The organism is Kineococcus rubinsiae, from assembly GCF_011839805.1.
Taxonomy (GTDB): domain Bacteria; phylum Actinomycetota; class Actinomycetes; order Actinomycetales; family Kineococcaceae; genus Kineococcus; species Kineococcus rubinsiae.
In genome coordinates, this window is sequence record NZ_VWPY01000086.1 from 1 (window position 1) to 11,864 (window position 11,864).

At 76.3% G+C, this 11,864-nt stretch carries 8 protein-coding genes; all 8 read right to left on the reverse strand.

The window, feature by feature from the left end:
* Window positions 1-99 precede the first annotated feature (99 nt).
* Window positions 100-1,455 (reverse strand): UDP-N-acetylmuramate--L-alanine ligase, encoded by a 1,356-nt coding sequence (murC, locus tag F1544_RS22200; RefSeq protein WP_208972421.1) that lies wholly within the window; start codon window positions 1,453-1,455, stop codon window positions 100-102.
* A gap of 92 nt (window positions 1,456-1,547) precedes the next feature.
* The gene (gene murG / locus F1544_RS22205; protein ID WP_167588377.1) at window positions 1,548-2,645 is read right to left on the reverse strand and encodes an undecaprenyldiphospho-muramoylpentapeptide beta-N-acetylglucosaminyltransferase; all 1,098 of its coding nucleotides are present in this window, start codon (window positions 2,643-2,645) and stop codon (window positions 1,548-1,550) included.
* 2 nt (window positions 2,646-2,647) lie between these two features.
* A complete protein-coding gene (gene ftsW / locus F1544_RS22210; protein WP_167588373.1) occupies window positions 2,648-3,985 on the reverse strand; it encodes a putative lipid II flippase FtsW in 1,338 nt (445 codons plus the stop codon).
* A gap of 1 nt (window position 3,986) precedes the next feature.
* Window positions 3,987-5,567 carry a UDP-N-acetylmuramoyl-L-alanine--D-glutamate ligase gene (gene murD / locus F1544_RS22215; RefSeq protein ID WP_308470269.1) on the reverse strand — a complete coding sequence of 527 codons (1,581 nt, stop codon included), beginning with the start codon at window positions 5,565-5,567 and terminating at the stop codon, window positions 3,987-3,989.
* Window positions 5,564-6,652, reverse strand: a complete 1,089-nt coding sequence (gene mraY, locus F1544_RS22220) for a phospho-N-acetylmuramoyl-pentapeptide-transferase (RefSeq protein ID WP_167588374.1) — start codon at window positions 6,650-6,652, stop codon at window positions 5,564-5,566. The genes murD and mraY overlap by 4 nt, the downstream gene beginning before the upstream one ends.
* Entirely contained in the window at window positions 6,649-8,094 is a 1,446-nt protein-coding gene (locus F1544_RS22225; RefSeq protein WP_167588375.1) for a UDP-N-acetylmuramoyl-tripeptide--D-alanyl-D-alanine ligase, read from the reverse strand. Before F1544_RS22225 ends, mraY begins: the two co-directional genes overlap by 4 nt.
* Window positions 8,091-9,743 carry a UDP-N-acetylmuramoyl-L-alanyl-D-glutamate--2,6-diaminopimelate ligase gene (locus tag F1544_RS22230; protein ID WP_167588380.1) on the reverse strand — a complete coding sequence of 551 codons (1,653 nt, stop codon included), beginning with the start codon at window positions 9,741-9,743 and terminating at the stop codon, window positions 8,091-8,093. The genes F1544_RS22225 and F1544_RS22230 overlap by 4 nt, the downstream gene beginning before the upstream one ends.
* A gap of 89 nt (window positions 9,744-9,832) precedes the next feature.
* Entirely contained in the window at window positions 9,833-11,680 is a 1,848-nt protein-coding gene (locus tag F1544_RS22235) for a peptidoglycan D,D-transpeptidase FtsI family protein (RefSeq protein WP_167588376.1), read from the reverse strand.
* Between the last annotated feature and the right edge of the window lie 184 nt (window positions 11,681-11,864).

An 11,864-nucleotide genomic window follows, 5' to 3' on the forward strand; every position in this document is an offset into this window, starting at 1 on the left:
CGCTCGCGGTGTCCGGCAGCCGCACCTCGCGCGACGCCCCCGCGGGTGGCGGCGGGGGCAGCGGCGGCGACTTCGGCGCACGGGGGCGCGTCGGGCGGCTCACGCGGGGTCCCCGGCCGCGGCGAGCAGCTCCAGCACCTCGGGGCCGATCCGCGTCACGTCGCCCGCGCCCACCGTGAGCAGGAGGTCCCCGGGCCGCACGCGTCCCGCGACGACCCGGGCCGCCCCGGCGCGCTCGGGCAGGAAGAGGACGTGCCCGGCGGGCAGCGGCACGGCGTCGGCGACCAGGCGGCCCGTGACGGCCGGGTCCGGGTCCTCGCGCGCCACGTACACGTCGAGCACGACGACGTCGTCCGCGAGGCCGAGCACGCGCCCGAAGTCGGCCGCGAAGGCCCTCGTGCGGCTGACCAGGTGCGGCTGGAAGACCACGACGACGCGGCCGTCGCCCGCGACAGGACGTGCGGCGCGCAGCAGCGCCTCGACCTCGGTGGGGTGGTGGGAGTAGTCGTCGACGACCCGGACGCCCCCGGCCTCGCCGCGCGCCTCGAAGCGTCGGCGGGCGCCGCCGAAGCGGCCGAGGCCGGCCAGGACGGCGGCCGGGTCGGCCCCGAGCTCCACGGCGGCGGTGTACGCCGCGGCGGCGTTGCGCAGGTTGTGCTCCCCCGGCACGCGAAGGACGAGCTCCCGGCTGCCGGTGCCGTCCCGCACGAGGGCCCGCGGCTCGGCCCCGCCGTCGGCGCCGACGAGCCGGACGTCGGCCAGGCGCACGTCGGCCGCCGGGTCGGTGCCGTAGGTGCGCGTGCGGATCCCCGCGGCGCGGGCGTGCTCGGTCAGGGCGCGCGCGCCCGGGTCGTCCGCGCACGTGACGAGCAGGCCGCCGGGCTGCACGCGGGCGGCGAACTCCTCGAACGCCGTCGCGACGGCCTCGGCGGTGCCGTAGTGGTCGAGGTGGTCGGCCTCGACGTTGGTCACGATCGAGACCACGGGCGCGTACGCGCGGAACGAGCCGTCCGACTCGTCGGCCTCGGCGACGAAGACGTCGGCGGTGCCGTCGTGCGCGCCACCGTCGCTGCCGCCCGTGAGCTCGCCCCCGATGGCCGAGGAGGCGTCGATCCCCGCGTGGCGCAGGGCCGCCGCCAGCATCGACGACGTCGTGGTCTTGCCGTGGGTGCCGGCGACGGCGACCCCGCGGCGGCCGACCATGAGCGCGGCGAGGGCCTCGGAGCGGTGCAGCACGCGCAGGCCGCGCTCGCGGGCCGCGACCAGCTCGGGGTTGGCGGGCCGCACGGCGGAGGACACGACGAGGGTGTCGGCGTCACCGAGGTTCGCCGCGTCGTGGCCGACAGCGACCCGGGCCCCCAGGTCGCGCAGCTGCGCGAGGCCGGGCGAGTCGGCGGAGTCGCTGCCGGAGACCCGCACGCCCCGGCCGAGGAGCAGGCGGGCGATGCCGGACATGCCGACGCCGCCGATGCCCACCAGGTGGACGGCGCCCAGGTCGGCGACGGGGACCGGCTCCGCGGGCGGCACGGCCGCGGAGGACGCGGAGCTCACGAGCGGCTCGCGGCGGCGGCCTCGACGAGGTCGGCCAGGCGCTCGGCGCCGTCGTGCACGCCGAAGGCCGCGGCGGCGGCCGACGCGGCGGCGAGGGCGGCCGGGTCGGTCAGCAGCGGCAGGACGCGGGAACGGACGAACGCGGCGTCCAGCGCGGCGTCGTCGACGAGGACGCCACCCCCGGCCGCGACGACGCTCTCGGCGTTGCGGCGCTGCTCGCCGTTGCCGATGGGCAGCGGCACGTACACCCCCGGCAGGCCGAGCGCCGTCAGCTCGCTGACGGTGCCCGCACCGCTGCGGCCGACGACGAGGTCGGCTGCGGCGTAGGCGGTGTCGATGGCGTCGAGGTAGGGCCGCACGACGTAGCGGGTGCGGTCGACGTCCGGGGCGAGGGCGACCTCCTTGCCGCGGCCGCTGGCGTGCAGCACCTGGACCCCGGCGGCGAGCAGCTCCCCGGCGCAGGAGCCCAGGACGTCGTTGAGGCGCTGGGCGCCCAGCGACCCGCCGGTGACGAGCAGCGTCGGGCGGTCCGGGTCGAGCCCGAGCTCGGCGCGGGCCTCGCGGCGGCGGGCGGCGCGGTCGGGCAGCAGCGCGAGGTCGGTGATCTCGCTGCGCAGCGGCATGCCGGTGTGGACGGCCCCGCGCAGGCTCGTGCCGGGGAACGTGACGGCGGTCGAGCGGGCCCAGCGCGCCCCGAGGCGGTTGGCGATGCCGGGCAGCGAGTTCTGCTCGTGCACGACGATCGGCACCCGCAGCCGGCGGGCCGCGACGTAGCCGGGCACCGAGACGTAGCCGCCGAACCCCACGACCACGTCGGCGTCGATCTGCTCGATGGCGTGGCGGGCCGCGGTGACGGCCTTGCGCAGCCGCTGCGGCAGCCGGTACAGGTCGGCGGAGGGTTTGCGGGGCAGCGGGACCCGCGGGACCTCGACGAAGGAGTACCCGCGCTCGGGCAGCAGCCGCGACTCGAGGCCGGCGATGGTGCCCAGCGCCAGGAACCGCGCGTCGGGGTGGCGGCGGCGCAGGCAGTCGGCGGTGGCGAGCAGCGGCGCGACGTGGCCCGCCGTCCCGCCGCCCGCGAGCAGGACGGACAGGGTCACCGCGAGCCTCCGGCGCGCTTGGGCAGGACGGCGAGGGACCGCTGCACGACGGACTCCCGGGCGCGCAGCGCCTCGGGCGCACCGGGTTCGGCCCGGGCGAAGGACAGCAGGATGCCCACGGCGAACAGCGTCAGCACGAGCGCGGAACCGCCCGCGGAGATGAACGGCAGCGGCACGCCGATGACCGGCAGGACGCCGAGGACCACGCCGATGTTCAGGCACGCCTGGCCCAGGACCCAGGTGGCGAACCCCGCGGTGGCGAGCTTGACGAACAGGTCGTCGGAGCGGCGCACCAGGCGCAGGGCCGCGAGCGCCAGGACCGCGAACAGGACGAGCACGACGAGGGTGCCGGGCAGGCCGAGCTCCTCGCCGATGATGGCGAAGATGAAGTCGTTGTGGGCCTCCGGCAGCCACTGCCACTTCTCGCGGCTCGCGCCCAGGCCGAGGCCCCACCAGCCCCCGGAGGCGAGGGCGTACTTGCCCTGCACGGGTTGCCAGCTGACGCCCTGGATGGCCTCGGCCGTCGTGTTCGAGCCGAACAGCCAGTCGTGGACGCGGTGCTGGCGGTTCGCGCTGGACATCACGAGCGCCACGACGAGCAGCGTGCCGGCGGTTCCCGCGAGCGCGAAGAACCTCGCGGGGACGCCCGCCACCCAGAGCATTGCCACCAGCACGAGCATCATGACGAGCGCCGTGCCGAGGTCGCCCTGCAGCAGGACGAGCCCGACGGTCAGCAGCGTCGAGGGCAGCAGCGCGCCGACGAGCTGCTTGGGCTCGTGCAGCCGGTCGGCCTTGCGCGCCAGGGCGAGCGCGCACGCCAGGACGAGGGCGACCTTCGCGGCCTCCGACGGTTGCCCCTGCACGGGCCCGAGGACGATCCAGTTCCGGTTGCCGTTGACGGACTTGCCGAGCCCGGGCACGAACACCATGAGCTGGAGCACCGCGGTGACGGCGAGGGCGGGCAGCGCGAGGCGCTTCCACCGCTGCGCCGGGACGTGGCTCGCCACGAGCAGGACGACGGCGCCGAGGACGGCGAACACGGCCTGGGAGCGGAACACCGTGAACTGCGAGCCGCTGGCGCGCAGCGACTCGATGCTCGAGCTGGACAGGACCATGACGAGGCCGATGACGACGAGCAGCGACGTCGTCGCGAGCAGGACGTGGTGGGTCGCCAGCGGGGAGTCCAGCAGCCGCAGGCGTTCCCGCGTCCAGTCGCCCACCGCGTCCAGGGCCGCGGGGCGGCGCCAGTCGGGCCGCCGGGCCGCGGGACGGCGCGCCCCCGTGGCGGTCGGCGACGGGCGGCGGGTGCGGGGGGTCTGGGTGTCGCTCGCCACCTCAGACGCCCGGGGTGCCGGGCCGGCCGGGGGCGGCGAGGTGGCGCCGCACGGCCGCGGCGAACGCGTCGCCGCGGTGGCCGTAGTTCGTGAACTGGTCCATGGACGCGCACGCCGGCGCCAGCAGCACCGTGTCGCCGGGGCGGGCGAACCCCGCGGCCCGCGCCACGACGGCGTCCATGACGGAGCTGGCGAACTGCTCGGGATCCATGCCGCCAGCATGGTCGAACTCCACCTCGACGACGGGGACGTCCGGGGCGTGTCGGGCCAGCGCCTCGGCCACGACGGCCCGGTCCCGGCCGATCAGGACGGCGGCGCGCAACCGCCCCGCGGCACCGGCCACGAGGTCGTCGAACGTGCCACCCTTGGCCAGTCCCCCGGCGATCCACACGACGCTCTCGAACGCCGCCAGCGAGGCCGCGGCGGCGTGCGCGTTGGTCGCCTTGGAGTCGTCCACCCAGCGGACGTCGTCCTCGACCGCGACGGTCGCGATGCGGTGCGGCGCAGGCGTGAACCCGCGGACGCCGTTGCGGACCGCGACCTGCGGGACGCCCGCGGCGCGCGCGAGGGCGGCGGCCGCGAGGACGTTGTCGACGGTGTGGGGCGCGACGGGCCCGCCGTCGGGGGCGAGGTCCGCGAGCGAGCAGAGCTCCGCGGCGCTGGAGTGCCGCTCCTCGACGAAGGCCCGGTCGCACAGCACGTCCTCGACGACGCCGAGCATCCCCACGCGGGGGATGCCGCGCGTGAACGCGACGGCGCGCGCGCCCTCGACGACGTCGGCCTCGCGCACGAGCGCCTCGGTCTGCTCGTCGGCCAGGTTGTAGACGCAGGCCAGCTCGGTGTTCTCGTAGACGCGGCCCTTGGCCGCGGCGTAGGCGGCAGGCGAGCCGTGCCAGTCGAGGTGGTCGGGCGCGACGTTGAGGCAGGCGCTGGCCAGGGGCCGCAGGGAGGCCGTGGTGTCGGTGGACAGCCAGTGCAGCTGGTAGCTGGACAGCTCCACCGCGAGGTACTCGTAGGCGTGCGGGTGGCGCAGCGCCTCGACCAGCGGGGTGCCGATGTTGCCGGCGGAGGTCGCCCGCAGGCCCGCGGCGCGCAGCATCGAGGAGACGAGCTCGACGGTGGTGGTCTTGCCGTTGGTGCCCGTCAGCGTCAGCCACGGCGCGGCCCCGGTCTCCGGGCGCATGCGCCAGGCGAGCTCGACGTCGCCCCACACGGGGACGCCGGCGAGACCGGCCCCGGCCAGCAGGGGGGCGTCGGGGCGCCAGCCCGGGGACGTGACGACGAGGTCGAGGGCGCCGTAGCCGTCCGGGGGCGCCGCCAGGTGCTCCTCGCCCAGCAGCACCCGGGCGCCGAGGACCTCGAGCAGCGCGGCCTTGTCCCGCGCGACCTCGGTCGTGGCCGCGTCGACGACGACGACCTCGGCGCCGGCCTCGAGCAGGGCGTCGGCGGCCGCGAAGCCGGAGATCCCGATCCCGGTCACCAGCGTGCGCAGGCCCGCCCAGGGCGAGGCGGCGGAGCGCAGCTGCCGCACGCGCTCGGTGTCGGCGGCCCGGGGGGCGGGGTGGCCCAGCCAGCCGCTCACGCGTTCACCACCCACTGCGCGTAGAACACTCCGAGCCCGAGGGACACGAACAGCCCCGCGATGATCCAGAACCGGATGACGATGGTGACCTCGCCCCAGCCCGCCAGCTCGAAGTGGTGCTGCAGCGGGGCCATCCGGAAGATCCGCTTTCCGGACAGCTTGAAGGAGCCGACCTGCAGGATCACCGACAGCGTGATGATGACGAACAGCCCGCCGAGGATGACCAGCAGCACCTGCGTGCGGGACAGGATCGCGAGACCGGCCAGCGCACCGCCCAGGGCCAGCGACCCCGTGTCGCCCATGAAGATCTTGGCGGGGCTGGCGTTCCACCAGAGGAACCCGAAGCAGGCCCCCATGACGGCGGCCGCCACGACCGCGAGGTCGCGCGGATCTCGCACCTCGTAGCAGCGGGCCTCGAACTGCGAGAGCGGGTTGTAGCAGCTCTGGTTGGACTGGAACGTGCCGATCAGCACGTACGCCGCGAACACCATCGTGCAGGCGCCTGTGGCCAGGCCGTCCAGGCCGTCGGTGAGGTTCACGCCGTTGCTGGCCCCCGCGATGAGCAGCAGCGACCAGATGACGAACAGCACCAGCCCCAGCGCCGCCCCGCCGAACGCGAGGTCGAAGCGGGTGTCGCGCAGGAAGGAGATGTTCGTCGAGGCGGGCGTCGCCCCGTCCCCGGAGGGGAACTGCAGGGCGAGGACGGCGAAGGCGATGCCGACGAGCCCCTGCCCCAGCAGCTTGGCGCGGGCGGACAGGCCCAGGCTGCGCTGCTTGGAGATCTTCAGGAAGTCGTCGAGGAACCCCACGACCCCGAGCCCCGTCATGAGGAACAGGACGAGCAGGCCGGAGACCGTCGGCGGGGTCCACAGGACGAGGTGCGCCAGGGCGTAGGCCAGCAGGGTGCCGCCGATGATGACGGCTCCGCCCATCGTGGGCGTGCCGCGCTTGGTGTGGTGGCTCGTGGGGCCGTCGTCGCGGACGAACTGGCCGTACTTGCGGCGCACGAGGAACCGGATGTACAGCGGCGTGCCGAAGAGGGCGACGACGAGCGAGACGGCGCCCGCGATCAGGACGGCCCTCATGCGCCGGCCCCCGTCCCCGTCGTGGCGTCCGCGGCGGCGGGTGCGTCGGCGATGAGGGTCTCCGCGAGCCGGGCGAGGCCCGAGCCCTTGGAGGACTTCACGAGGACCACGTCGCCGGGGCGCAGGGCCTCGCGCAGCACCGCGAGCGCCGCGTCGACGTCGGGGGCGAAGGCCGCCTCCTCACCCCACGAGCCCTCCATGACGGCGCCGGTGTAGACGGGCCGGGCGCCCGCGCCGACGACGAGCAGCTGCGAGACGTCCAGGCGCACCACGAGGCGGCCGATGACGTCGTGCTCGTCGCGGGAGGTGGGCCCGAGCTCGAGCATCTCCCCCAGCACGGCCCACGTCCGGCGCCCGCGCGCCATCTCCACGAGTGCCTTCAGCGCGGCGCGGACCGAGTCGGGGTTGGCGTTGAAGGCGTCGTGCACGACGGTCACGCCGTCGGCGCGCTCGACGACCTGCATGCGACCGGGGCTGACGACGCGGGCGGTGGACAGGCTCGCGGCGACCTCGGCCAGCGGCCGGCCGAGGCCGAGCGCGACGGCCGCCGCGGCGAGGGCGTTGGTGACCTGGTGCTCGCCGTGCAGCTGCAAGGTGACGGGCGCGCGCTCGTCGCCCCGGGCCAGCGTGAAGGCGGGACGGGCGGCGGCGTCGAGGACGACGTCCTCGGCGCGGACGTCGGCCGAGGCGGAGCGGCCGAAGGTGAGGACGGGCGCGCTCGTGCGCGCGGCCATGGCGGCGACGCGGGTGTCGTCGGCGTTGAGCACGGCGAGGCCGTCGGCGCCCAGCGCCTCGACGAGCTCGCCCTTGGCGGCCGCGGTGGCGTCCAGGGAGCCGAACTCCCCGACGTGGGCGCTGCCGACCGTGAGCACGACCGCGGTCCGCGGCGGCGCGGTGCGGCACAGGGCCGCGATGTGGCCCGGCCCGCGGGCGCCCATCTCCACGACGAGGGTGCGGGTGCCCTCGTCGGCGCGCAGGACGGTCAGCGGCACGCCGATCTCGTTGTTGAAGGACGCGCGGGGCGCGACGACGCCGCCGGCGGGCTCGAGGACCTGGGCCAGCAGGTCCTTGGTCGTGGTCTTGCCGGCCGAGCCGGTGATCCCGACGACGTGCGGCCCGGCACCCCCCGCGGCGAGCTGCCGCAGGACGCCGGCCGCGAGCTCGCCGAGGGCGGTCACGGCGTCGGCGACGAGGACCACCGGGGTGCCGGCGGGGACGTCGACCTCGCGCTGGGCGAGCACGAGGCCCGCCCCGGCGGCGACGGCCGCGGCGGCGTGCTCGGCCCCGTCGACGTGCTCGCCCGGCAGGGCGACGAACACGGCCCCGGGCCCGGCGAGGCGGGAGTCCACCACCACCGGCCCCGTGAGCGTCGTCCCGGCGTCGCCGGACACGAGCCGGCCACCGGCCAGCTCGGCCACCTGCGCCGCGGTCAGCGGGATCACGACCTACCTCCGAACTCGGACGTCGCCGGGCCTGGTGCGGCACCGGCGGGACTGCTGACGTGCTCGACGTGCTGCGCGCGCCAGGCGTGCAGCGCCGCCGCGGCGACCTCCCGGTCGTCGAAGGGCGTGGTGACCCCGGCGACCTCCTGGCCGCTCTCGTGGCCCTTGCCCGCGAGCAGGACGGTGTCCTGCGGCCCGGCGCAGGCCGCGAGCGCCGCGGCCACGGCCTCGCGGCGGTCGGCGACCTCCCGCACCTCGGCGCCCCCGGACCCGCGGGCGCCGGCCAGGACCGCGGCCCGGACGGCCGCCGGGTCCTCGGAGCGGGGGTTGTCGTCGGTGACGACGACGAGGTCGGCGAGCCGGGCCGCGACCTCGCCCATCACGGGGCGCTTCGCGCGGTCGCGGTCGCCGCCCGCGCCGAGCACGGCGACGAGGCGGCCCGCCGTCGACGGGCGCAGGGTCTCCAGGACCCGCTCGAGCGCGTCGGGCGTGTGGGCGTAGTCGACGACCACGAGGGGCTCGTCCTCGGCGCGGCCCACGCGCTCCATCCGCCCCGGCACGCCGGGGGCGGCCGCGAGCCCGGCCCGCACCGCCTGCGGCCCGACGCCGGCGAGCAGGGCCGCGACCGCGGCGAGCGCCGCGTTGGCCACGTTGAAGGCGCCGGGCAGGGCCGCGGTGAGCTCCAGCGGGCCGTCCAGGAGCTCCGCCAGCGCGCCGCCGGGGCGCGGCGCGAGCGTGAAGGTGCTGCCGGAGCGGCCGGGCCGCACGCCGGTGACGACGACGTCCGCGTCGTTCGCCGAGGGTGGCGGCCCGTCGACGGTGCGCACGGTGGTGACGGGCACGGACGCCTGGGCGGCGAGGCGCCGCCCCCACTCCGTGTCGACGGCGACGACGCCCGCGCGGGCGTGGCGGGGCGTGAAGAGCAGGGCCTTGGCCTGGAAGTACTCCTCCAGCGAGCCGTGGAAGTCCAGGTGGTCCTGGCTGAGGTTGGTGAACACCGCGACGTCGACGACGAGGCCGTCGACGCGGTGCAGCGCCAGGGCGTGGCTGGAGACCTCCAGCGCGCAGCCGCGCACCCCCGCCTCGACCATCCGCGCGAGCAGCGCGTGCAGGTCGGGCGCCTCGGGCGTGGTCCGGACGCTGGGCACCCGGCGCCCGGCGATGCGGGTCTCCACGGTGCCGAGCAGCCCGGTCGTCCAGCCGGCCCCGCTCAGCACGGCCTCCAGCAGGTACGCCGTGGTGGTCTTGCCGTTGGTGCCCGTGATGCCGACCGTCGTCAGCGCGCGCCCGGGGTGGCCGTGGACGGCGGCGGCGAGGTCGCCGAGGACGGCGCGCGGGTCGGCCACGACGAGCGCCGGGAGGCCGGCGGCGGCGACGCGCTCGGCGCCCGCGGGGTCGGTCAGCGCGACGACGGCGCCCGCGGCCGCGGCCTGCGCGGCGAAGGCCGCACCGTGCGCGTGGGCACCGGGCAGCGCGGCGTAGAGGTCACCGGGGGCGACGCGGCGCGAGTCCAGCGTCGCGCCGGTCACGGGCAGCGCGGGATCGGGGTCGTGGTCACCGGCCGCCCGCACGGGTGTGCCCAGGGCGAGGGAGAGGTCGGCCAGGGACACGTGCCCGCGGGGGCTGTCGCCACCGGGGCCGTCGGTCATCGGCACGGTGGGAGGCTACCGGTCCCCGGCCGCGCGGCCGGTACGGCACCGCCCGGCGGGGCGGGCCCGCCGGGACGGCTGGGGGGTGCTCACTCGGGCGCTCCCCAGGTCAGGGGCAGGTTCGCGGGGGGCGTCGTGGACGGTGCCACCCCGCGCTGCTGCAGCGCGTAGGTCATGACGTCCTTGAACACCGGGCCGGCCGCGGCGCCGCCGTAGTAGTTGTTCTTGGGGTCCTGGAGGATCACCGCGACGACGAGCTGCGGGTCGTCGGCGGGGGCCATGCCGATGAACGAGGCCGTGTACCCGGAGTAGCACCGGCAGTCCTCGTCGAAGCGGTTGGCGGTACCGGTCTTGCCGGCCACGAGGTAGCCGGGGATGTTCGCGGCCTCGCCGGTGCCCTCCTCGCCGACGACGGCCTGCATCATGTCGCGCATCGTCGAGGCGGTGGACGGGCTGACGACGCGGGTGCTGGCCGGCGCGGGAGCGGCGGTGTACGTGCCCGCCGGGTCGGACGTGCCCGCGACGAGCGACGGCTCGACCCGCACGCCGTCGTTGGCCACGGTCGCGAACACCGACGCCGCCTGCACGGCGTTGACCGACAGCCCCTGGCCGAACATGACCGTGTAGCGGGTGGTCCCCGACCACCCCTCCTCCCCCGGCGCCCAGACCTTCCCGGCGGTCTCCCCCGGGAAGTCCAGGTCGGTCTTCACGCCGAACCCGAACTTCTTCTCGTAGGCGTACAGCGTCGCCGCGTCGAGCTCCTCGCCGGCGAGGATCGTCCCGATGTTGCTGGACTGGGCGAGGACCCCGGCGAGCGTGAGCTTCTCCTCGCCGTGGGCGTGGGAGTCGTGGAAGACCTTCGTGGAGCGCTTCAGCTCACCGGGCACCGTGTACGGCGTCGCCGCGTCGGCCTTGCCCTCCTCGATGACGGCGGCCAGCGTCAGGACCTTCGCCGTGGACCCGGGCTCGAACGACTCCGTGAGCGCGGTGTTGTTCAGCTGCTCGTTGGTGAACTTGTTCGTGGCCGGGTCGAAGCTCGGGGCGCTGGCCATGGCGAGCAGGCGCTGCTGCTTGTCCATGATGACGACGGTGCCGTTCTCGGCCCCCGTCGCCGCGACCTGCGCGGCGATGGCGCTCTCGGCCTTCCACTGCAGGTCCTGGTCGATGGTCAGGTGCATCGAGTCGCCGTCGACGGGTTCGGTGACGGTGCTGTCGCCCAGCGGGATCTGCTGGCCGCCGAGGCTGCGCTCGTAGCGCATCCAGCCGTTGGTGCCCTCGAGCGTGGAGTTGTCGGCGCCCTCGAGACCCGACAGCCCCTGACCGTCGCTGCCGAGGATGCCCACGAGCGTCGAGGAGGCGTTGCCCGTCGGGTAGATCCGCTGCGTGGTGCGCTCGCTGCTGATGCCGGGGACGTCGGCGTCAAGGACCTGCTGCCAGACCTCGGGGGTGATCCCCTTGGCGAGGACGGCGTAGCGGTTCGTCCCCGTCAGGGTCTTGGTCAGCGTGGCCTCGTCGGCCCCCAGGAGCGGCGCGAGGACGGCCGCGGCGCCCGCGGGCCCCGTCGGCATGCCCTCCTTGCGCGGCACCTTCTCCCCCGTCCCCGGAACGGTCCTCAGGTTGTAGTCGGCGATCGTCTTGGGGTCGGCGACCACGGTCCGCCGCTCGACCGACGTCGCCAGCACGACGCCCTTGTCGTCGAGGATCTGCCCGCGGTCGGCCCAGAGCGTCGTCTTCGAGGTCCGCTGCTTCAGCGCGGCCTCCGCGTACTGCGAGGCGTCGGCGCCCTGCAGCTGCACGAGGCGGCCGCCGAAGAGGCTGAGGACCAGCAGCACCGCCAGCACCCAGGCCCGCAGCCGGCGGTCGGGTCTCACGTCGACGCCGGCGGCGGCGGCGCGGGGGGCGCGCGGCGGGCGGGCGGACGCGGGCGGACGGGGCACGGAGGACCTCTCCTGGCGGGAAGCGGGTGGGGCGGCGAGGCCGGGCGGGGGCGAGCTCAGTCGGCGGCGGGCGCCTCGGCGGCGGGAGCGTCGGCGGGCGCCTCCGCGGCGGGGGTCTCGGTGGCGGGGGCTTCGGCGGCGGGTGCGTCAGCGGAGGGCGCGTCGGCGGCGGGCGCGTCAGCGG

Excerpts from the sequence above, each read along its gene's own strand:
- murC (WP_208972421.1), bottom strand. The coding sequence starts at position 1,455 with ATGTCCGGCATCGCCCGCCTGCTCCTCGGCCGGGGCGTGCGGGTCTCC.
- mraY (WP_167588374.1), bottom strand. The coding sequence starts at position 6,652 with ATGAGGGCCGTCCTGATCGCGGGCGCCGTCTCGCTCGTCGTCGCCCTC.
- F1544_RS22230 (WP_167588380.1), bottom strand. The coding sequence starts at position 9,743 with ATGACCGACGGCCCCGGTGGCGACAGCCCCCGCGGGCACGTGTCCCTG.